At 70.8% G+C, this 21,568-nt stretch carries 17 protein-coding genes and 2 pseudogenes; 8 read left to right on the top strand and 11 right to left on the bottom strand.

Annotation, left to right across the window (positions count from 1 at the left end):
- Positions 1-10: 10 nt before the first annotated feature.
- Complete coding sequence (locus tag ACOBQU_RS18710; protein ID WP_423628448.1) at positions 11-976, bottom strand: pirin family protein; 966 nt, start codon at positions 974-976, stop codon at positions 11-13.
- A 272-nt stretch (positions 977-1,248) separates the two neighbouring features.
- Positions 1,249-1,728 (bottom strand): SseB family protein, encoded by a 480-nt coding sequence (locus tag ACOBQU_RS18715; protein ID WP_423628450.1) that lies wholly within the window; start codon positions 1,726-1,728, stop codon positions 1,249-1,251.
- Between the two features lie 506 nt (positions 1,729-2,234).
- Between ACOBQU_RS18715 and ACOBQU_RS18720 the strand changes: the two genes are divergently transcribed.
- Positions 2,235-3,206 carry an ArsR/SmtB family transcription factor gene (locus ACOBQU_RS18720; protein ID WP_423628451.1) on the top strand — a complete coding sequence of 324 codons (972 nt, stop codon included), beginning with the start codon at positions 2,235-2,237 and terminating at the stop codon, positions 3,204-3,206.
- 39 nt (positions 3,207-3,245) lie between these two features.
- Here ACOBQU_RS18720 and ACOBQU_RS18725 read toward each other — a convergent pair whose 3' ends face one another.
- Complete coding sequence (locus tag ACOBQU_RS18725; RefSeq protein WP_423628453.1) at positions 3,246-4,139, bottom strand: hypothetical protein; 894 nt, start codon at positions 4,137-4,139, stop codon at positions 3,246-3,248.
- Positions 4,140-4,197: 58 nt separating this feature from the next.
- Positions 4,198-4,650: a hypothetical protein gene (locus ACOBQU_RS18730; RefSeq protein WP_423628454.1), complete on the bottom strand. Its 453-nt coding sequence runs from the start codon at positions 4,648-4,650 to the stop codon at positions 4,198-4,200.
- A gap of 274 nt (positions 4,651-4,924) precedes the next feature.
- Here ACOBQU_RS18730 and ACOBQU_RS18735 point away from each other — a divergent pair, with 274 nt between their 5' ends.
- The 3 genes from ACOBQU_RS18735 (at position 4,925) to ACOBQU_RS18745 (ending at position 8,783) form a co-directional block, all read left to right on the top strand.
- Complete coding sequence (locus ACOBQU_RS18735; protein ID WP_423628457.1) at positions 4,925-6,751, top strand: acyl-CoA dehydrogenase; 1,827 nt, start codon at positions 4,925-4,927, stop codon at positions 6,749-6,751.
- Positions 6,752-6,919: 168 nt separating this feature from the next.
- Positions 6,920-8,224, top strand: a complete 1,305-nt coding sequence (locus ACOBQU_RS18740) for a M18 family aminopeptidase (RefSeq protein WP_423628459.1) — start codon at positions 6,920-6,922, stop codon at positions 8,222-8,224.
- 61 nt (positions 8,225-8,285) lie between these two features.
- On the top strand, positions 8,286-8,783 hold the full coding sequence (locus ACOBQU_RS18745; protein WP_423628461.1) for an LURP-one-related/scramblase family protein: 498 nt from the start codon (positions 8,286-8,288) through the stop codon (positions 8,781-8,783).
- A gap of 234 nt (positions 8,784-9,017) precedes the next feature.
- Here the strand turns inward: ACOBQU_RS18745 and ACOBQU_RS18750 are convergent, their stop codons facing one another.
- Positions 9,018-9,803 (bottom strand): carbon-nitrogen family hydrolase, encoded by a 786-nt coding sequence (locus ACOBQU_RS18750; protein ID WP_423628462.1) that lies wholly within the window; start codon positions 9,801-9,803, stop codon positions 9,018-9,020.
- Between the two features lie 136 nt (positions 9,804-9,939).
- Here ACOBQU_RS18750 and ACOBQU_RS18755 point away from each other — a divergent pair, with 136 nt between their 5' ends.
- Positions 9,940-10,764, top strand: coding sequence for a maleylpyruvate isomerase family mycothiol-dependent enzyme (locus tag ACOBQU_RS18755; RefSeq protein ID WP_423628464.1), 825 nt, complete (start codon positions 9,940-9,942; stop codon positions 10,762-10,764).
- Between the two features lie 45 nt (positions 10,765-10,809).
- On the opposite strand, the gene ACOBQU_RS18760 is transcribed toward ACOBQU_RS18755, so the two are convergent.
- Together ACOBQU_RS18760 and ACOBQU_RS18765 are read right to left on the bottom strand one after the other, a co-directional pair.
- A complete protein-coding gene (locus ACOBQU_RS18760; RefSeq protein ID WP_423628465.1) occupies positions 10,810-12,123 on the bottom strand; it encodes an MFS transporter in 1,314 nt (437 codons plus the stop codon).
- A gap of 7 nt (positions 12,124-12,130) precedes the next feature.
- Positions 12,131-12,865 (bottom strand): annotated as a pseudogene (locus tag ACOBQU_RS18765) (GntR family transcriptional regulator); the annotation flags it as partial.
- 278 nt (positions 12,866-13,143) lie between these two features.
- Here ACOBQU_RS18765 and ACOBQU_RS18770 point away from each other — a divergent pair.
- The gene (locus ACOBQU_RS18770; protein WP_423628467.1) at positions 13,144-14,028 is read left to right on the top strand and encodes a D-alanyl-D-alanine carboxypeptidase family protein; all 885 of its coding nucleotides are present in this window, start codon (positions 13,144-13,146) and stop codon (positions 14,026-14,028) included.
- Between the two features lie 138 nt (positions 14,029-14,166).
- Here the strand turns inward: ACOBQU_RS18770 and ACOBQU_RS18775 are convergent.
- The 3 genes and pseudogenes from ACOBQU_RS18775 to pdhA form a co-directional block, all read right to left on the bottom strand.
- Positions 14,167-15,595, bottom strand: a pseudogene (locus ACOBQU_RS18775) (dihydrolipoamide acetyltransferase family protein).
- A 20-nt stretch (positions 15,596-15,615) separates the two neighbouring features.
- Complete coding sequence (locus ACOBQU_RS18780) at positions 15,616-16,596, bottom strand: alpha-ketoacid dehydrogenase subunit beta (RefSeq protein WP_423628469.1); 981 nt, start codon at positions 16,594-16,596, stop codon at positions 15,616-15,618.
- A gap of 2 nt (positions 16,597-16,598) precedes the next feature.
- Positions 16,599-17,867, bottom strand: coding sequence for a pyruvate dehydrogenase (acetyl-transferring) E1 component subunit alpha (pdhA, locus tag ACOBQU_RS18785; RefSeq protein ID WP_423628471.1), 1,269 nt, complete (start codon positions 17,865-17,867; stop codon positions 16,599-16,601).
- A gap of 358 nt (positions 17,868-18,225) precedes the next feature.
- Here pdhA and ACOBQU_RS18790 point away from each other — a divergent pair, with 358 nt between their 5' ends.
- The gene (locus ACOBQU_RS18790; RefSeq protein WP_423628473.1) at positions 18,226-18,885 is read left to right on the top strand and encodes a response regulator; all 660 of its coding nucleotides are present in this window, start codon (positions 18,226-18,228) and stop codon (positions 18,883-18,885) included.
- A 159-nt stretch (positions 18,886-19,044) separates the two neighbouring features.
- Positions 19,045-19,542, top strand: a complete 498-nt coding sequence (locus ACOBQU_RS18795; protein WP_423628475.1) for a pyridoxamine 5'-phosphate oxidase family protein — start codon at positions 19,045-19,047, stop codon at positions 19,540-19,542.
- A gap of 60 nt (positions 19,543-19,602) precedes the next feature.
- Here the strand turns inward: ACOBQU_RS18795 and ACOBQU_RS18800 are convergent, their stop codons facing one another.
- Positions 19,603-21,207: a protein kinase domain-containing protein gene (locus tag ACOBQU_RS18800; protein ID WP_423628476.1), complete on the bottom strand. Its 1,605-nt coding sequence runs from the start codon at positions 21,205-21,207 to the stop codon at positions 19,603-19,605.
- Positions 21,208-21,568: the final 361 nt, after the last annotated feature.

A 21,568-nucleotide genomic window follows, 5' to 3' on the forward strand; every position in this document is an offset into this window, starting at 1 on the left:
CAGGAGCGGGTCACGAGCCGGACATGCCGTGCACCGCGGGCACCGAGCCGAGCAGTCCCTTCTGGTAGTCCTCGAAGGCCTGCTGCAGCTCGGCGCGGGTGTTCATGACGAACGGCCCGTAGTGCGCCATCGGCTCCCGGATCGGCAGCCCGCCGAGCAGGACGACCTCCAGGTCCGGGGTGTGGGAGTCCTGCTTGTCGTCGGCCCGGACGGTCAGGGAGCCGCCGGAGCCGAAGACGGCGGTCTGGCCGAGCTGGATCGGGCGGCGCTCGGCGCCGACGGTGCCGCGCCCGGCGAGCACGTACGCGAGGCCGTTGAAGTCCTCCCGCCAGGGCAGGGTGACCTCGGCGCCGGGGCGCACGGTCGCGTGGATCATCGTGATCGGGGTGTGCGTGATGCCGGGGCCCTCGTGGCCGTCGAGCCCACCGGCGATGACGCGCAGGAGCGCGCCGCCGTCCGGGGAGGTCAGCAGCTTGACCTGGCCGCCGCGGATGTCCTGGTAGCGGGGGTCCATCATCTTGTCCTTGGCGGGCAGGTTGACCCACAGCTGGAGGCCGTGGAAGAGGCCGCCGGACATGACGAGGGACTCCGGCGGCGCCTCGATGTGCAGCAGGCCCGAGCCCGCGGTCATCCACTGGGTGTCGCCGTTCTGGATGGTGCCGCCGCCACCGTTGGAGTCCTGGTGGACGAACGTGCCGTCGATCAGGTACGTGACGGTCTCGAAGCCGCGGTGGGGGTGCCAGGGCGTGCCCTTGGGCTCCCCGGCCGCGTACTCCACCTCGCCCATCTGGTCCATCATGATGAACGGGTCGAGGTACTTGTAGTTGATCCCGGCGAACGCCCGGCGCACCGGGAACCCCTCGCCCTCGAAGCCGCTCGGCGCGGTGGTCACGGCGAGCACGGGGCGGGCCTTGGCCTCGGCCGGAACGGTGACCCGGGGCAGGGTCAGCGGGTTCTCAACGGTCACTGCAGGCATGGTTCGGACCTCCTTGTACGCTCAGATTAGTTGAACGTAGAACTTTCTGCCACTGGGAACGCGGCACAGCCCGACGGCATTCCCGCTCCCGGCCGCCCCGAAGACACGACTGACCGGAACGCGCACGCAGTGACATGCACCTGACAAACAACGAGGAGACGAAACAGCCCGTCCGGCGTTTGAGGACGAGGCCGCAGGCCGATCAGACGGCACCAGGGCAGGCCAGCACAGGGCACCGCCGGGACGCGGAACCGCCCAGCCTTCCCGCAGGGTCAGCCGTACATCCGGCGCATCGCGAAGTCGACCATCTGCTCCACGGCCTTCGCGTCGAAGACCATGCGGTGCTCGCCCTCCATGTCGAGGACGAAGCCGTAGCCGGTCGGCAGCAGGTCGATCACCTCGGCGCCGGTGATCACGAAGTACTTGGAGTCCTTGCCCGCGTACCGGCGCAGCTCCTTGAGCGACGTGAACATGGGGATGACCGGCTGCTGCGTGTTGTGCAGCGCGAGGAAGCCCGGGTTGTCACCGCGCGGGCAGTACACCTTCGACGTCGCGAAGACCTGCTGGAAGTCCTCGGCCGACATCGACCCCGTCGTGAACGCGCGCACCGCGTCCGCGAGCGAGGGCGGCGACGGCTCGGGATACAGCGGGGCCTGCTGGCCGTAACCACCGGGCATCTGCGCATGCTGCGGCGGCTGTTGGGGCGGGGCGTACCCCTGCCCGGCACCGGCGTGCTGGTCGTAGCCGTACATGCCCTCCAGCGTACCGACCCCCGCGGGGGCCCAGGAGAGTCCGGCCTCGCACCCGCCCGCCCCGGGCCCCTGGTCGGCACCTCATCGAGCCCCGGCCCGCAGCGAGGCACGCGGCTTTCCGGTCACCCGAAACGGGCCGCGGAATCTCGGCGACCGCACGGAACAAGTCATTCCTGTCGGTGATTTCGCCGCCTTTACTACGACGTAAGAACGTTCGGGACGCCGGAAACCCCCGTCGCCCCTCCCGTCGCACTCGACCGAAGCTGGCCCTTTCGCAGGCGGTCGAGCACCAGCCCCGCGGGCATATTCCTGGCAAGCGCAAGCGCAAACGCATGGCACGGGCCGGGATCGGCAGATCGAGAACCCCTCAGGTCAGCGCGAGGAGGACGGCGTACCGCCCGGCACGCGCCGCGGGCCTCCCCTGTTCCGTCCCGCGTCCGCTCACACCGTCTGAACGGCCCCCCGGACCAGCGCCGCCCCACCGGCACACCGACCACGGAGGAAGAATGCTCGACTACACACTCAGCGCTCATTCGATCGGCCATACGAGATTTTCCTTCTCGCCGCTCCTCCATCTGCTCTCGCTGTTCTCGAAGGAGAACGCCAGGAGCGGACACACCGAAAGCGACCTCATGCAGCGGTTCGCACTGCGGGAGCAGCTCGACATCACCGTCGGAACGATACTGGGGAGACCGCACCCCGAAGTCTTCTTCCCCGATATGAACGGACTCCTCGCGGAGGATTTCGAGATGCCCTTCGAAGAAGAGGTCGCGTTCCTGGACGGAGATGCCGAAAGGGTGGCCCACATCATCAGGGCGCGCGTCCGCGCCACCCCGTCGGCGGGGGCGTGGAAAAGGCTTCCGCTGTCCCGGACGCAGGATCTCCTCGAACGCAGTGAAAGCTATGTCGTGGGCCGGTTGAAGTTCGAGTTCGAGTCGTTATGGAACATGCTGTCCGAGCAGACCTGGCCCGGACTCAAGGGCCTTTTGCAAGGGGACACGAGCTGGCACACCGGGGTCATGGCGCGGCGCGGGATCTCCAGCATGCTGAACGGCCTCCACCCCCACGTGCGGTACGACGGCGGACGGCTCACCCTCACCGCCCGGGGCCTGTCGACGGCGGCCCGCGCCGAGGTCGACGGCCCGGTGCTCCTGTATCCGCACGCCAACTGCGCGCGCAGCGGGGTGTGGGCGCGGTCGATCCCCGGGGCGGGCCTCATGCTCGTCTACTCGACGGAGGGCGAGGCCGTGAGCGGCCCAGGCGACGAGAACCGGCGGAGCATGCTGGGCGAGCCCCGGCAGCGGCTGCTGCGGTCGCTGTCCGAGGCCCGCACCACCACCGAGCTGGCCCGCACCCACCATCTGAGCCCGTCGACGGTCTCCTACCACCTGAGCCGCCTGTACGACGCGGGCCTCGTAAGCCGCCGCCGCGCGGGAAATCGCGTCTATTACCTGGCCACGCGGCTGTCGGCCTACTGAGGAAGCCTTCCGGCCGCCGCGGGAGGCCCCGGGGCGGCCCTAGGACCTCCGCCGCTCAAGGACGTCACGGGCGGCGTCGAGGTAGCCGTCCTTGGCCCGCAGCAGATCCGCGAAGTAGCCGGGGTGCTTCCGTATCTGCTGCCGCTGGTACGCGCGCTCCGCGGCCGCCCACTTCGTGACCAGGGACGTCTTCTCCTTGCAGAGCACATCGGCGACGGCCACGGACTTCTCGGCCCTGGTGGCCCGGTCCCCCTTGCCCCACCGCTTGTCCACGGACGCCGCGTACGGATCGGCGTAGCGGTGTCCCCTGTCCGCCATGCACTGCCTCCAGGCGCGCAGGGCCGACCGCACGGCCGGGCTCCCCATGGCCTGCTTCAGGCCACGCCCGGAGAGTTCGCTGAGCCTCGACGCGTCCGGCTCCTTGACCTGTGCCCGCAGTCGGCGGTGCGCCCGCACCTGGCACCCCGTACGGGGGTCCGCGGCGGCGGCCCGCTGGTCCTTGGACAGTGCCCTGTCCCGCGCGAACTTCCTGGCCGTCACCGACGTGGACCCAAGGAGCGTGGGGTTGGGCCGGTAGCCGAGGGCCTTCGCCACGTCCTTCTCGATGACTCCGTAGCGCCGCCTGTTCCGCAGGTCCACGAACCTCTCGGTGTTGTCGATGGTGGGCCAGGCGAATCCGCGCCGCTTCATGCAGGCTCGGACCAGTACGTCCTGGGCCTTCTCCGCGTAGTAGATCTCGTTGACCGAGACCTGGTACCGGTCGAACGGCAGGGAGAGTTCCCTGACCTGCTGGGAGGGCGGGGGCGCCCACGGCATGGGGGCGGGTTTCGGGATGGTGCGCACTCCGTGTTCGGTGTCGGCCGAGGAGGAACAGCCGACCGCCATGGCCGTGGCCAGTGCGGCCAGCGAGAGCGGAATCCAACGTCGCGGCATGGTGAACTCCCGGAAGGGAAGTGGCACCGCCGACGCACCGGCGGTGCCACTTCACGCATCAGACGAACTTGACGCAGCTCGCCTTGTTATCGAAGCCGTTGTTGGTGAGGTTCCCGTCGTTGGTGTGCTTGGCGGAAAAGTAGTTGTCCCCGACACAGGCGGAACCGATGTCGTACAGGACGACGTTGCTGTCGCTCTGGTTCTCCACAGAACTGATGCCGTTCTGGGCCTTCACATTCGTGGCCTCCCAGTTCTTTTGACCCAGTTCCGAGAACGTGTCGTAAAAGTCGGCATGGCGTCCCGTGAAGTTGTCGTGCTCCCACCCGCGGAACACCCCGGCCGACGCACCCGACGGCTGAGTGGGCGCGGCGGTGGCCGTGGTGGTCAGCCCCAGCGAACCGATGGAAACGAGCGCGGACACACCCAGTGCCACGGCAATCCTGCGACGCATTTTGTCTCCCGTTTTTTGTTGCCCGCCGTCCGCGAGCAAGCACCATTCCACCGTCTCCACGGCGAACCTGGAAGGAGTTTCGAAGTTTGTCGAAAGGTCGTTTATCGGGAATCCAGGAACGCCTGCCCGCCGACAGCCCGTCACTCTCCGCGACGCGACTGTGACAGAAGGCGGCGTCGACGCACCCCGCCCGGCCCCGCGGGCGAGCCAGCTCACACTTGGCCCATCAGGGGTTGCCCCTTATTACTGGTGGGTAGCATCATGGGAGCCCACTTGCTACTTACTGGTACGCACTAGAGGTCCTGCCTCCCGAGTCACTAACGGAGCCGTCGCCATGGGGCACTACAAGTCGAATCTCCGCGACATCGAGTTCAACCTCTTCGAGGTGCTCGGCCGCGACAAGCTGTACGGCACCGGCCCGTTCGCGGAGATGGACGTCGACACCGCCAAGAGCGTCCTCAGCGAGCTGGCCCGCCTCGCCGAGAACGAGCTGGCCGCGTCCTTCGAGGACGCCGACCGCAACCCTCCGGTCTTCGACCCGGAGACCAACACCGCGCCCGTCCCGGCCTCGTTCAAGAAGAGCTACCAGGCCTTCATGGACTCCGAGTACTGGCGCCTGGGCCTGCCCGAGGAGATCGGCGGCACCACCTCGCCCCGCTCCCTGATCTGGTCGTACGCGGAGCTGCTCCTCGGCTCCAACCCGGCGGTCTGGATGTACTCCTCGGGCCCGGCGTTCGCCGGAATCCTCTTCGAGGAGGGCAACGAGGCGCAGAAGAAGATCGCCGAGATAGCCGTCGAGAAGCAGTGGGGCTCCACCATGGTGCTCACCGAGCCGGACGCCGGTTCGGACGTGGGCGCGGGCCGCACCAAGGCCGTGGAGCAGGAGGACGGCTCCTGGCACATCGAGGGCGTGAAGCGCTTCATCACGTCCGGCGAGCACGACATGTCGGAGAACATCCTCCACTACGTCCTCGCCCGCCCCGAGGGCGCGGGCCCCGGCACCAAGGGCCTGTCCCTGTTCCTCGTACCGAAGTACGAGTTCGACTGGGAGACCGGCGAGCTGGGCGAGCGCAACGGCGTCTACGCGACGAACGTCGAGCACAAGATGGGCCTCAAGGCGTCCAACACGTGCGAGATGACCTTCGGCGACCGCCACCCCGCCAAGGGCTGGCTGATCGGCGACAAGCACGACGGCATCCGCCAGATGTTCCGCATCATCGAGTTCGCCCGCATGATGGTCGGCACGAAGGCGATCTCCACCCTGTCGACGGGGTACCTGAACGCCCTGGAGTACGCCAAGGAGCGCGTCCAGGGCCCCGACCTCGCCCAGTTCATGGACAAGACCGCGCCCAAGGTAACGATCACTCACCACCCGGACGTGCGCCGCTCCCTGATGACGCAGAAGGCGTACGCGGAGGGCATGCGCGCCCTCGTCCTGTACACCGCGGCGATCCAGGACGACATCGCGGTCAAGGAGGCGGCGGGCGAGGACGCGAGCGCCCTGCACGCCCTCAACGACCTCCTCCTGCCGATCGTCAAGGGCTACGGCTCGGAGAAGGCCTACGAGCAGCTCGCCCAGTCCCTCCAGACCTTCGGCGGCTCCGGGTACCTCCAGGAGTACCCGATCGAGCAGTACATCCGCGACGCCAAGATCGACACCCTCTACGAGGGCACCACGGCCATCCAGGGCCAGGACTTCTTCTTCCGGAAGATCGTCCGCAACCAGGGCGCCGCGCTGAACTCGCTGGCCGAGGAGATCAAGAAGTTCCTCGCCGTCGGCACCGGCGGCGACGAGCTGGCCGGGGCCCGCGAGGAGCTGGCCAAGGCCGCCGTCGAGCTGGAGGCGATCGTCGGCGTCATGCTGACCGACCTCGCCGCCACCGAGAAGGACGTCAAGTCCATCTACAAGGTCGGCCTCAACACCACCCGCCTGCTGATGGCCTCCGGTGACGTCGTCGTCGGCTACCTGCTGCTGCGCGGCGCGGCCGTGGCCGTGGAGCGGCTGGCGGGCGCCGCCGCCAAGGACGTGCCCTTCTACCAGGGCAAGATCGCCGCGGCGAAGTTCTTCGCGGCGAACGTGCTGCCGGGCGTCGCCACGCAGCGCGCCCTCTCCGAGGGCGTGTCCCTCGACCTGATGGAGCTGCCGGAGGAGGCCTTCTAGGCTTCCGGGGCCTCACCCCGGCCGGGCGCGGTCCGCGCTCGCTTCCGTCCCGCCTGCCCGTCCCTGCTGGAGGCGTTCTCCAGGGAAGGGCAGGCGGGGAAAGACCAGGGAAAGGCCAGGGTGGGAACCCACGGGGGATCCGCCCGGGGCCTGGTTAGTCTGAACGGCATGAGCACACGCCCCCGTTTCGACCGCGGTCACACCGACGACCTGATGTCCTTCCTGGCGGCGAGCCCGTCGCCGTACCACGCCGTGGCGAGCGCGGCCGAGCGGCTGGAGAAGGCCGGTTTCAGGCAGGTCGAGGAGACCGACGCCTGGGAGGCCGCCAGCGGCGGCAAGTACGTGCTGCGCGGTGGCGCGATCATCGCGTGGTACGTCCCGGAGGGCGCCGCCGCCCACACCCCGTTCCGGATCGTCGGCGCCCACACCGACTCCCCGAACCTGCGGGTGAAGCCGCTGCCGGACGCGGGCGCGCACGGCTGGCGCCAGGTCGCCGTGGAGATCTACGGCGGGCCGCTGCTCAACTCCTGGCTCGACCGCGACCTCGGCCTCGCCGGGCGCCTCACCCTCCGCGACGGCTCGACCCGCCTGGTCAACGTCGACCGGCCACTGCTCCGCGTGCCCCAACTGGCCATCCACATGGACCGTTCGGTGCACACCGAGGGCCTCAAGCTCGACAAGCAGAAGCACATGCAGCCCATCTGGGGCCTCGGTGACGACGTCCGCGAGGGCGACCTGATCCGCTTCGTCGAGGAGGAGTGCGGCCTCGCCCCCGGCGAGGCGACCGGCTGGGACCTGATGACGCACTCCGTGGAGCCGCCCGCTTACCTGGGCCGCGACCGCGAACTGCTCGCCGGTCCCCGCATGGACAACCTGCTGTCCGTGCACGCCGGTACGGCGGCGCTCGCCGCCGTCGCCACCGCGCCCGGCGCGGACGCCCTGCCGTACATCCCGGTCCTCGCCGCCTTCGACCACGAGGAGAACGGCTCCCAGTCCGACACCGGCGCCGACGGACCGCTGCTCGGCGGGGTCCTGGAGCGCTCGGTGTTCGCCCGCGGCGGCGGGTACGAGGACAAGGCGCGGGCCTTCGCGGGCACGGTCTGCCTGTCCTCCGACACCGGTCACGCCGTGCACCCCAACTACGCCGAGCGGCACGACCCCACCCACCACCCGCGCGCCAACCGCGGCCCCATCCTCAAGGTGAACGTCAACAACCGGTACGCCACGGACGGCGGCGGCCGCGCCGTGTTCGCCGCCGCGTGCGAGAAGGCGGGCGTGCCGTTCCAGTCCTTCGTGTCCAACAACGCGATGCCCTGCGGCACCACGATCGGCCCCATCACCGCCGCGCGGCACGGCATCAAGACCGTCGACATCGGCGTCGCGATCCTGTCCATGCACAGCGCGCGCGAGCTGTGCGGCGTGGACGACCCGCCCATGCTGGCCGACGCGCTCCGCGCCTTCCTCGAAGGCTGACGCCCGGGGCCCTCCCGGGAGTCCCCGGGAGAACGTCCCCTTCGCGGGTACTCATGGCGGTATGAGACTTCTCGTACGCGACCGGGTCTTCGGCATCGGGGACGACTACTGGATCGAGGACGACCGGGGCCGCAAGGTCTACCTCGTCGACGGCAAGGCCATGCGGCTGCGGGACACCTTCGAGCTGAAGGACACGCGGGGGCGGGTGCTCGTCACCATCCGGGCGAAGATGCTCGCCCTCCGCGACACCATGGTGATCGAGCGGGAGGGCGAGCCGCTCGCCACGGTGCGCCGCAAGCGGCTGTCCCTGCTGCGGAACCACTACCGGGTGTCCCTGGTCGACGGCACGGAACTCGACGTCAGCGGCAAGATCCTCGACCGGGAGTTCGCCATCGAGTACGAGGGGGAGCTGCTGGCGGACGTCTCGCGCCGGTGGTTCACCGTCCGGGACACCTACGGCGTCCAGGTGGTCCGGGAGGACGCGGATCCGGCGCTGCTGCTGGCCGTGACCGTCTGCGTCATCCGGCTCACCGAACGGGATCACTCCCGTGAGGGGTGAGGGGTGAGGGGTCCCTTCTCGGCTGCGGGTGCGTGGTGCGCGGCCTTTCCCACCCGCCCACCCGTCACCCCCTGCTACCAGGCGAACGCCCCTCGCGGGGGCTGACCGCCGTCGGCGACTGACCGCCGTCCCGGCTGTGGGCAGGCGTCCCGCAGGGCGGGACGGGTGGGCACAGCCCGCCCGAGTGCCGGGTGCGTGGAATGGCTGGCGGTGCGCCCGGGTGCCGGGCGGGTGTCAGAGCTGGCGGTCCTTCAGGGCCGGGAACTGGGCCCGCGTTTCGGCGACCCGCGCCAGCGGGACGTCCACGGTGAGGACCTGCTCCGCGGTGCCGTCCGCCTCGGCCAGGACCTCGCCCCACGGGTCGACGACCACGCTGGCCCCGGCCTGCTCCACCCCGGCGTGCGCCCCCGCCGTCCCGCACGCCAGGACGAACGCCTGGTCCTCCACCGCCCGCGCCCGCGCCAGCAGCGACCAGTGGGCGCGGCGCCGCGCGGGCCAGCCCGCGGGCACCACGAACACCTCCGCGCCCCGGTCCACCAGGCCCCGGAACAGCTCGGGGAAGCGCAGGTCGTAGCAGGTGGCGAGGCCGAGCACGGTCTCACCCGCCCGCACGGTGACCAGTTCGGTGCCCGCGCTCATCAGCACCGCCTCGCCCTGGTCGAAGCCGAAGCGGTGGATCTTGCGGTAGGCGGCGGCCAGCTCACCGGAGGGCGAGAAGACCAGGGAGGTGTTGTAGAGGGGGCCCTCAGGGTCCCGCTCGGGGATGGACCCGGCGTGCAGCCACACGCCCGCGTCGCTCGCGGCCTTGGCCATCGCCTCGTACGTCGGACCCTCCAGCGGCTCGGCCTCCGCCGCGAAGGCCTCGTACCCGAACGCCCCGGTGGTCCACAGCTCCGGCAGGACGAGCAGGTCGGCGCCCTCCCGCGCGGCGACCTCACCGATCAGCGCGGAGACGCGCGCACGGCGGGAGGCGACGGACTCGCCGTCGTCCACGGCGATCTGAAGGAGAGAGGCGCGCACCGTACCACCGTCCTGGCATTCGAACCGTCAAGTAGGCCTACGATCGTCACACGAAAGCACTGCCGGGGTGCCCACGGGCAGCGTAACTTAAGCCCCCAAGACACCCACCGCCCGCGTACGACCGCCGAGGGGTCCCGTGAGTCTCCATCCCAGCCTGCAAACCTACGCCGATGCCTGGACGCACGCCGTGGAAGCGATATCCGAGCTGGTGTCCCCGCTCGTCGAAGGCGAATGGAACCAGCCAACTCCCTGCCCGGGCTGGTCGGTCCGGGACATCGTCTCCCACGTCATCGGCCTCGACTGCGAGATGCTCGGCGACCCCCGCCCCATCCACACCCTGCCCCGCGACCTGTACCACGTGCGCACCGACAGCCAGCGGTACATGGAGATGCAGGTGGACGTCCGCCGCCACCACACCGCGCCGGAGATGACCGCGGAGCTGGAGTACACCATCATCCGCCGCGGCCGTCAGCTGCGGAACGAGTCGCGGGAGCCGTCGGCGACGGTGCGCGGGCCCCTCGGTTCGGAGCTGACCCTGGAAGTGGCCATGCGGACGCGGGCGTTCGACGTGTGGGTGCACGAGCAGGACCTGCGGATGGCTCTGAGGAAGCCCGGAGACCTGGAGTCCCCGGGGGCGTACGTGGCCCGTGACGTGCTCCTCGCCGACCTGCCGGAGGTCGTCGCCCAGCGGGCGGGCGCCCCGGCCAACTCGGCGGTCGTCTTCGACGTGGCGGGCCCGGTGGAGTTCCTGCGCACGGTCCGCGTCGACGCGGCGGGCAAGGGCACCGTGGACAACACCCCCTCGCTCGGCCCGCTGGCCACCATCGGCATGGACTGGGAGACCTACTACCGGCTCGCCTGCGGACGGGTGTCGTACGCGGCGGTGGCGGACCGGGTGAAGGTCGAGGGCGACCCGGACCTCGGCGACGCGATCCTGAAGAACTTCGCGGTCACGCCCTGACAGGCGGCAGGGAGGGGACGCCCCCTCCCGCTCGCGGGTGGCGCCTCAGGCCGCCGGTACGTGCAGCGTCTCCACCCGGCTGGCGACCAGCCGCTCCCGCTCCCGCCGGGCCGCCCGGCGGCGCAGCCGCAGGATCTGGCTGACGCCGAGCGCCTGGAGGACGAAGACCGCCGCGAACGCGACGCGGTAGTCCTGGTCCGTCGCGTCGAGGAGCACGCCGATCGCGAGCAACGTCGTCATCGACGCGATGAAGCCGCCCATGTTGGTGATGCCGGACGCCGTGCCCTGCCGCTCCGGCGGGTTCGCGGGCCGGGCGAAGTCGAAGCCGATCATCGAGGCGGGCCCGCAGGCCCCCAGGACGACACAGGCCACGACCAGCACCCACAGCGGCGCGTGCTCCCCGGGGTACGCCAGCATGGCCGCCCACACCACCGCGGTCGCCGCCACCGTGCCGAGCGCCAGCGGCAGCCGTGCCGTGTGGTGCCGGGCCACGATCTGGCCGTACACCAGGCCGATCGCCATGTTGGACAGGACGACCAGGGTCAGCAGCTCGCCCGCCGCGCCCCGGGACAGGCCCTGCGCCTCGACCAGGAACGGCAGGCCCCACAGGAGCAGGAACACCATCGCCGGGAACTGCGTGGTGAAGTGCACCCACAGGCCGAGCCGGGTGCCGGGCTCCCGCCAGGACAGCGCGATCTGCCTGCGTACGAAGCCGGGGCCGTCGGCGGCCCTGGCGGCGGGCGGCTCCGGTTCGTGGCCCTCGGGGTGGTCCTTGAGGATCAGCGCCATCAGGACGAGGACGACGACTCCGGCGAGCGAGCTGCCCGCGAACGCCGCGGTCCAGCCGACCTCGTGCAGGAGGCGGGCGAGGACCAGCGTCGAGACCAGGTTGCCCGCCATGCCGACCAGGCCCGCGAGCTGCGCGACGAGCGGGCCGCGCCGCGCGGGGAACCAGCGCGTGCCCAGGCGCAGGACGCTGATGAAGGTCAGGGCGTCGCCGCAGCCGAGCAGCGCGCGCGACGCGAGGGCCGTGCCGTACGACGGCGAGAGGGCGAAGCCGAGCTGCCCGACGGTGAACAGGACCACGCCGAGGGTGAGGACCTTCTTGGTGCCGAGCCGGTCGACCATCAGGCCGACGGGTATCTGCATGCCCGCGTACACGAGCAGTTGGAGGATGGAGAACGTCGACAGGGCGGAGGCGTTGACGTGGAAGCGGTCGGCGGCGTCCAGGCCCGCGACGCCCAGCGAGGTGCGGAAGATGACGGCGACGAAGTAGACGGCGACGCCGACGGACCAGACGAGCACGGCCCGCCTGCCGCCCGGTGGATCGCCCGGCAGGCGCACGGCGGGAGAGGTCATCGGGTGGCCCCCGGGCCAGGTCCTGGAACCAGCCCACGTGCCGGGTGACCACGGCCACCGCCGCCTCGGCGTCCTCGGCCCGCAGCGCGGCCAGGATCTCCTCGTGCTCGGCGAGGGTCTTGGCGACCCGGTCGGGGTGGGAGTGCATCACGGCGACGCCCATGCGCAGCTGCCGGTCGCGCAGCTGGTCGTAGAGGCGCGCCAGGATCTCGTTGCCGCCGCTGCGGACGATCTCGGCGTGGAAGCAGCGGTCGGTGCGCGCGGCGCCGGACAGGTCGCCAGTGGCGGCCTGTCGGCGCTGCTTCTCCAGGAGTTCGGCAAGCCGCTCAAGCAGGCCCGCCGGGGCGGGCACCGCCTTGCGCACCGAGTGGGTCTCCACCAGGAGGCGGGTCTCGACGACGTCCGCGATCTCCTGCGCGGAGACCGGCAGGACGAGCGCGCCCTTCTTCGGGTAGAGGCGGAGCAGCCCTTCCACTTCGAGCTTGAGCAGCGCCTCGCGCACGGGGGTGCGGGAGACGCCGACGGCCTCGGCCAGCTCGCCCTCGGTCAGCAGCGTGCCGCCCTCGTAGCGGCGCTCCAGGACGCCCGCCTTGACGTGGGCGTAGACGCGCTCGGCGGCGGGGGGCTGTTTGCCGGAGGCGGGGCCGGGGGGCGACGCGGGGGCGGCCTGGGCGGTCTGGGTCGTGGCGGTGGGGGTGGCGGTGGCGGACGGGGGGACCGTGGGGGCGGTGGGCATGCGCACAGCATAGATACAACACGTATGCGAGGGATCTTCCGTCCACGATCCGGACAGCGGGTGTCGTACGCGGCCGCTTCGCGCCACCCCCGCACGCCTAGACGCCCTCCACAACTTTCGTGTCTCTTTTTTCAATCTCTGTGCATCCTTCACGCCCCCTCGCGAGTCTTGTTCTCGGCGGCTCCCTCATGTCAGCTGTGCTTCGGGGGGATTTGGGGCGCGGGCCGCCCAACTCACGCATCAGGGACAATGGAGCGTTTACCTTGAGAATCCGGACAGCAGGCATGCGTCGGATGTCGGCGGCAGCCGTCGTCACGGCCGGAGCCGTCATGACGACGACGGTCCTCACGGCCCCCGCCGCGCACGCCGCCGCGCCGCCCAAGCCGAAGATCTCGGCCAAGGGCGGCTTCCTGATGAACAGCGGCAACGGCAAGACGCTGTTCACGAAGGGCGCGGACTCCCGCCTGAAGACGGGGTCCACCACGAAGATCGCGACCGCGCTGACGGTCCTGAACCAGCCCAATCTGAACCTGAACCGCAAGGTCAAGTACCAGAAGGCGTACAGCGACTACATCGTCCGCAACGGCGCCTCCTCGGCCAAGGGCCTGATCGTCGGCGACAAGGCCACGGTCCGCGAGCTGCTGTACGGCCTGATGCTGCCGTCCGGCTGCGACGCCGCGTACGCCCTCGCCGACACCTTCGGCAAGGGCTCCTCGCGCGCCGCCCGCGTGAAGTCGTTCATCGGCAAGATGAACAAGACCGCCCGCGACCTGGGCCTGCGCAACACGCACTTCGACTCGTTCGACGGCATAAGCAACGGCGCCAACTACTCCTCGCCGCGCGACCTCACCAAGCTGACGGTCAAGGCGATGAAGAACTCCACGTTCCGCTCCGTGGTCAAGACCAAGAGCTACAAGGCGAAGCCCACGATGCCCAACGGCGGCACCCGTGGCATGCCCACGTGGAAGAACACCAACCAGCTCCTCGGCTCCTACCGCGGCGCGATCGGTGTGAAGACCGGCTCCGGCGCCCAGGCCAAGTACAACCTGGTCTTCGCCGCGACCCGCAACGGCAAGACCATCGTCGGCGCGGTCCTGACGGCCCCGACCAAGACCGCCCGGTACACGGACGCGAAGAAGATCCTGGACTACGGCTTCAAGGTCGCCTGACGCCCCCGGCGTGCGCGCGTGTGTACGCGTGTGCGCGTGCGGTAGGCAGTACGAGGCGGGGCCCGTCGCGGTGCGCGGCGGGCCCCTTCTCGTGCGCCAGCCGTGGCGGCTGCCACGGAGGCTGTGCCGGATCGGCCGCTACGACCAGGTCATCAGCCGCTTCGGCTGCTCCAGGATCGCCGCCACGTCGCCGAGGACCTTCGAGCCCAGCTCCCCGTCCACCAGGCGGTGGTCGAAGGACAGGGCGAGGGTCGTCACCTGGCGCGGCTTGACCTTGCCCTTGTGCACCCACGGCTGGGGCTTGATCGCACCCACCGCGAGGATCGCGGACTCGCCCGGGTTCAGGATGGGCGTGCCCGTGTCGATGCCGAAGACGCCGATGTTCGTGATCGTGACCGTGCCGCCCTGCATGGCGGCCGGGGACGTCCTGCCCTCGCGGGCCGTGGTCACCAGCTCGCCGAGCGCCTCGGCCAGTTCGGGCAGGGTCTTGGCGTCCGCGTCCTTGATGTTCGGCACGATCAGGCCGCGCGGGGTGGCCGCGGCGATGCCCAGGTTCACATAGTGCTTCTGGACGATCTCCTGGTTGGCCTCGTCCCAGGCGGCGTTGATGCCCGGGTTGCGGCGGATCGCCACCAGCAGCGCCTTGGAGATCAGCAGCAGCGGATTGACCCTGAGGCCCGCGAAGGCCGGGTCCTGCTTCAGCTCCTCGACGAGCTTCGTCGTGCGCGTCACGTCGACCGTCACGAACTCCGTGACGTGCGGCGCGGTGAAGGCCGAGGCGACCATCGCCTGGGCGGTGGCCTTGCGGACGCCCTTGATGGGGATACGGGTCTCGCGCGCGGCGGCGGGGGCGGGCGCCGCCGCCACCGGCTCCGCCACGGGGGCGGGCTCGGACGCGGGCTCGGGCGCGGCCTCGGGAGCGGCCACCGCCGCGTGCACGTCCTCGCGGGTGATGATCCCGTCGGGGCCCGTCGGCGTCACCGTCGCCAGGTCCACGCCGAGGTCCTTGGCGAGCTTGCGCACGGGGGCTTGGCCAGCGGGCGGCCACCGGTGGCCGGGGCGGGCTGCGCGGCCGGGGCGGCCTGGGGCGCCGGGGCGCTGTGGCCGTTCAGCTCGCCCTGGACCGCCGCCGCGTACCGCTCGGCCGCGGGCGGCTCCTCGGCCTGGCCCGGCACCGGCTTGCGGGCGCGCCGCTTGGTCGAGGACTCCGCGACCCCGTACCCCACGAGCACCGGCTGGCGGCCCTTCGGGGCCTCGGGCTCGGGCTCGGGCGCCGCCTCGGGCTCCGCGGCGGGCTCGGGGGCGGAGCCTCCGCCGGGCCCACCGTGATGATCACCTGGCCGACGTCGACCGTGGTGCCCTCCGGGAAGCGCAGCTCCCGGACCGTGCCGTCGAACGGGATCGGCAGCTCGACGGCCGCCTTGGCCGTCTCGACCTCGCACACGACCTGGCCGTCGGTGACCGTGTCACCCTCCGCCACGTACCACTTGAGGATCTCCGCCTCGGTGAGTCCCTCGCCCACGTCGGGCATCTTGAACTCGCGAACCGCCGACGCAGTCTCAGTCATAGTCGTCACGATCCTCTTCCTCAGTACGCCAGCGAGCGGTCGACGGCGTCGAGCACCCGGTCGAGGCCCGGCAGGTAGTCCTCCTCCACCCGGGCGGGCGGATAGGGGGAGTGGAAGCCGCCGACCCGCAGCACGGGCGCCTCCAGGTGGTAGAAGCTGCGCTCGGTGATGCGGGCGGCGATCTCCGCGCCCGCGCCGAAGAACACCGGCGCCTCGTGCACCACGATGAGGCGGCCGGTCTTCTCCACCGACGCCTGCACCGCGTCGAAGTCGATCGGGGAGATCGAGCGCAGGTCGACGACCTCAAGGGACCTGCCCTCGTCGGCGGCGGCAGCGGCGGCCTCCAGGCAGGTCTTCACCATCGGGCCGTACGCCACAAGCGTCGCGTCCGTGCCCTCGCGGGCCACCGTCGCCTTGTGCAGCGGGACCGGGATGGCGTCCTTGTTGACCTCGCCCTTGTCCCAGTAGCGGCGCTTGGGCTCGAAGTAGATCACCGGGTCGTCGGTCTGGATGGCCTGCTGGAGCATCCAGTACGCGTCCGACGCGTTCGAGGGGGAGACCACCTTCAGGCCCGCGACGTGCGCGAACAGCGACTCCGGGGACTCGCTGTGGTGCTCCACGGCGCCGATGCCGCCGCCGTAGGGAATGCGGATGACGACCGGCACCTTGACCTTGCCGAGCGCGCGGGCGTGCATCTTGGCGAGCTGCGTGACGATCTGGTCGTACGCGGGGAAGACGAAGCCGTCGAACTGGATCTCCGCCACCGGCCGGTACCCGCGCAGGGCGAGGCCGATGGCCGTGCCGATGATGCCGGACTCGGCGAGCGGCGTGTCGATGACGCGGTCTTCGCCGAAGTCCTTCTGCAGCCCGTCCGTGACGCGGAAGACGCCGCCGAGCTTGCCGACGTCCTCGCCCATGACGAGGACCTTCGGGTCGGCGTCGAGCGCGCTGCGCAGGGATTCGTTGATCGCCTTCGCGATCGGCAACTTCTGTACGGCCATGACTACTTGACCTCCCCGCCCGTGCTGGCGCTCACCGGTGCGTCCACGAACGACGCCTGGTAGGCGGCGAACTGGGCGCGCTCCTCGTCCACGAGGGCGTGACCGTCCGCGTAGATGTTCTCGAAGATGGACATGGGCTCGGGGTCCGGCATCTGCCGCACCACCTCGCGCACTCGCTTGCCCAACGCTTCGGCCTCGGCGTCGAGTTCCGCGAAGAATCCCTCATCCGCGTGACCTTCGGCCTCCAGGTGGGCCTTCAGGCGCGCGATCGGGTCCTTGGCCTTCCACGCCTCGCGCTCCTCCTCGCGCCGGTAGCGCGTCGGGTCGTCGGAGGTGGTGTGGGCGCCCATCCGGTAGGTGAACGCCTCGACCAGGGAGGGGCCCTCGCCCGCGCGCGCCCGCTCCAGGGCCCACTTGGTGACCGCGAGCGAGGCGAGCACGTCGTTGCCGTCGACGCGCACGCCCGGGAAGCCGTAGCCCTGCGCGCGCTGGTACAGCGGCACGCGGCTCTGCTTCTCGGTCGGCTCGGAGATCGCCCACTGGTTGTTCTGGCAGAAGAACACCACCGGCGCGTTGTAGACCGCGGCGAACGTGAACGCCTCGGCCACGTCGCCCTGGCTGCTGGCGCCGTCGCCGAAGTACGCGATCACCGCGCTGTCCGCGCCGTCCTTGGCCACGCCCATCGCGTACCCCGTGGCGTGCAGCGCCTGCGAGCCGATGACGATCGTGTAGAGCTGGAAGCCGTTGCTGTTGGGGTCCCAGCCGCCGTTGTTGACGCCCCGGAACATGCCGAGCAGCAGCGTCGGGTCGACGCCCTTGCACCAGGCCACGCCGTGCTCGCGGTAGGTCGGGAAGACGTAGTCGTCGTCGCGGGTCGCCCGGCCCGAGCCGACCTGCGCGGCCTCCTGGCCGAGCAGCGAGGGCCACAGGCCCAGCTCGCCCTGGCGCTGCAGCGTGACGGCCTCGGCGTCGAAGCGGCGGGTCAGCACCATGTCCCGGTACAGGACACGGAGGTCGTCGGGGGTGATGTCCGCGACGTACTTGTCGTACTCGGGGTTCGAGACCCGCTCGCCCTCGGGCGTCAGCAGCTGGACGAGCTGGGGCTCGCCGCTCGCGGCCGCGCCCTTGGCGGTCTCCTTCGCGGCCTGCCCGGTCTTCGCGGCCTGCGCGGTCTTGGCGCTCGCACTCTTCTTCGCGCTCGCACTGGCGCGCTTGGCGCCGCTGCCTGCTGCGCGGCGCGGCGTGCGCGCGGCGGTGCTTTCCACGGTCACGTGTGCTCCTCCGTCGGTCCGGCCCCCGGGGTCCACCGGGAGGCCAGTACGGCTCGCCCGATTCCAGCCCGTCGCACGGGGTGGGTGCGCTTCAGCCGGGACAAGGCGTGACAGTTGTCCCGGCGAACGCCCTTCTCCAAGCACGGTACCCAGTGCGTACCAAAACTGTGAAACCCCACCTGACCTGCAATTTTGCTTGGATTTCCAAGTAAATCCCGCTAGGAAATCCAAGTAAATCGAGAAGGGGGAACACTTCCTGGTCACCGCACTGATCACAAGCCTGGCAGGGGGCCGGAACACCGGCACGTTATCTCGGCCACCCCGGGCACGGGAAGACTTGATGTGTGACACTGACACCGTGCGCGAAGAAGGAAAAATCACGGTATTCCTGCTCGACGATCACGAGGTCGTGCGGCGCGGCGTCCATGAGCTGCTCTCCGTGGAGTCCGACATCGAGGTGGTCGGCGAGGCGGGGACCGCGGCCGACGCTGTCGTGCGCATTCCGGCCACGCGCCCGGACGTGGCCGTTCTGGACGTTCGCCTTCCGGATGGCAGCGGTGTCGAGGTCTGCCGTGAGATCCGCTCGCGGGACGACTCCATCAAGTGCCTGATGCTGACGTCGTTCGCCGATGACGAGGCCCTCTTCGACGCCATCATGGCGGGCGCCTCCGGCTATGTCCTCAAGGCCATCCGCGGCAACGAACTGCTGTCCGCGGTACGGGACGTCGCCGCCGGGAAGTCCCTGCTCGACCCGGTCGCCACCGCCCGCGTCCTGGAGCGGCTGCGCGACGGCAGCGGCGCCAAGGGCGACGACCGGCTCGCCAACCTCACCGAGCAGGAGCGCAAGATCCTCGACCTGATCGGCGAGGGCCTGACCAACCGCGCCATCGGCGAGCGCCTGCACCTCGCCGAGAAGACGATCAAGAACTATGTGTCCAGCCTGCTGTCCAAGCTCGGCATGGAGCGCCGCTCGCAGGCCGCGGCGTACGTGGCCCGCATGCAGGCGGAGCGCCGCTGACCCTGGCGGGGCGCCGCTGACCCTGGCGGGGGCGCCTCCGGCGGATCGGCGCCGCGCGCCGGTCCGTGGGGCTTTCCGTCCGGTGTGGGACTTATGGCCCTGTCATTCGGGGGCGGGCGGCTCTTTTCCGCGCGCGCCCGCGTGCCGCACGGTAGGTGCATGCCCTCCCACTCCGACGAACGACTCGCCTTCGCGCTGCTGCGGCGCACCGAGTACGGCCGGGTGGCCACCAGCATGCGCGCGCTGCCGTTCCTCGCGGCGGCCCGGCACGTCGTCACCGACGGCCGCATCCTGCTGCGCATGCACCGCGGCTTCGGCTACCACCACGCGTGCGTGGGCAGCGTCATCGCGTACGGGGCGGACAACCTGGGCACCGAGGACGCCCGCGACGGCATGTGGACCGTGCAGCTGGTGGGGCGCTGCGAGGCCGTCGAGCCGACGGAGGCGCAGCGGTCCCTCTTCGGCCCGGAACCGGCCTTCGTGGACGGCGAACCGTACGACCCGGTGTACCTCCGGGTGGACCCGCAGACGGCGACGGTCCACACGCTGAGCACGTCCGCCGTTCCCGCCGCCGTCCCTGCCGCCGTCCCCGCTGCCGCTCCCGCTGTGCCGGGCCGCGCAGCCGCCGTACGTCAGCCCGGGGGCCGGACGCGTTGAAGCCGGGGCGCCCGCCAGGCCCGGCAGGGCCCCGGCCTTGGCCCCGGCCAGGGCCGCGCGTCAGCCGTCGGAGGTGCCGTCGCCGCCCTCGACGGCCCCCTCATTCCCGCCCTCGTCCGGCGGCGACTGCGGGTCGCTCGGCTCGGTCGCCGGATCGGTCGGATCGGTCGGCTGGTCCGTCGGGTCGGTCGGCTGATCGGTCGGGTCCGTGGCCGGGTCCGTGGGCTGCGTCGGCTGGTCGGTGGGCCGCGTCGGCTGCTGCGGCTGGCGCGTGGGCTGCCGCGTGTACCCGGTGTTCCCCTGGTCCCCGGTGCCCGCCCCCGGCTGCGTCGCCCCGTCCGACGTCTCCTCGTCGTCCTTCTTGCTCTTGCTGGGCGACTTCTCCTGCGACTGCTTCGTCGACGGCGTCTTCGAGGGACCGCCGTCCTTGCCGCCCTTGTCGTCGCCCCCGGACAGCGCGAACGCCACGCCCACCGCGATCGCGACGACCGCGAGCACGGCGAGGATCCACATCCGCCCGCGCCGCCCGCCGCCGTCGCGGTGCCCGCCGTCGAAGCCGCCGTCGTCGCCGCCCGGCGGCCGCAGCATCGGGCTCGGGATCTGCTGGGTGCCGCTGCTGTCCGCGGGGTGCGGCATCGCGGCCGTACCCGCCATGCCCATGGCCGGGGTGTGCGCGCCCTCGTGCCCGTGGGCGGCCTCCACGTGCCCGGTGTTCCAGGTGCCGGTGTGGCTGCCCTGCTCGGCGAGCATCTGGAGCCCGTACTGCACCAGGCCGCGCATCTCCTCGGCGGTCTGGAAGCGGTCGTCGGGGTCCTTGGCGAGCGAGCGCATCACGAGCCCGTCCAGCTCCGGCGGCGCCGCGTCGGACACCTCGGACGGCGGGATCGGCGTGTCCTGGACGTGCTGGTACACCACCGACAGCGGGGTCTCGCCGGTGAACGGCGGCCGCAGCGCGAGCAGCTCGTACAGCAGGCAGCCCGTCGCGTACAGGTCGGAGCGGTGGTCGACGGCCTTGCCGAGCGCCTGCTCCGGCGACAGGTACTGGGGCGTGCCCATGACCATGCCGGTCTGGGTCATCGTCGTGGACGCGCCGTGCAGGGCGCGGGCGATGCCGAAGTCCATCACCTTGACCGCGCCGGTGTTGGTGATGGAGACGTTCGCGGGCTTGATGTCGCGGTGCACGATGCCGTGCTGGTGCGAGTAGGCGAGGGCCTCCAGGACACCGGAGACGATGATCAGCGCCTGCTCGGGCCCCGGGGCCTCCGCGTTGAGCAGCAGATCGCGGATCGTGCGGCCCTCGACCAGCTCCATCACGATGTACGGGACGGAGTTCCCGCCGATGAGGTCCTCACCGGAGTCGTAGACCCCGACCACCGCGTGGTGGTTCAGACCGGCCACCGACTGCGCCTCGCGCGTGAAGCGGGCCTTGGACACCGGGTCCTCGGCGAGGTCGGCGCGCAGCAGCTTCACCGCGACCGTACGCCCCAGACGCACGTCCTCGGCGGCGAACACCTCGGCCATGCCACCGCGGCCGAGCCTGCGGGTCAGGCGGTACCTGCCGTCGCCGACAAGTCCACCGTTCCCCCACAACTCGGGGGCGTCTGACATACCGCCGCCGCTCGCCTCGGGGTCGGACGGGCCCTGAGCGCGCTGCGTCTGTGCCATCAGTCCTCGCCGTCGTTTCTGATCGTGGGTACGTCGTGTACCGGAATACGTGGTCGGGGGTAAGAGGGGTACGGAGTACTCCGCCGTGCCACGCTACAGCCTTCTCGTGGCACGCCGGTCCGAGGTGGACCGGCCATCAAACCCGCCGGGGGCCTCATGGGGCAAACTTGTAACGCTTCCGAGACGCTTCTTGCGCGTACGGTCACGGAACGGGCACCGAGCTTGACGTGTCCGGGCCCTCGGGCAGACTTGGCCAGGAATAGCGGATCGATCACCGTCGCCACGACGTCTTCGGTCGCACCCACAGCCACAGTCACAGCCGCGGCGCCGCCTCGCGTCCGCGCCGATGGGGGACGCACGA

The organism is Streptomyces sp. G45 (assembly GCF_049542095.1).
Taxonomy (GTDB): Bacteria; Actinomycetota; Actinomycetes; order Streptomycetales; family Streptomycetaceae; genus Streptomyces.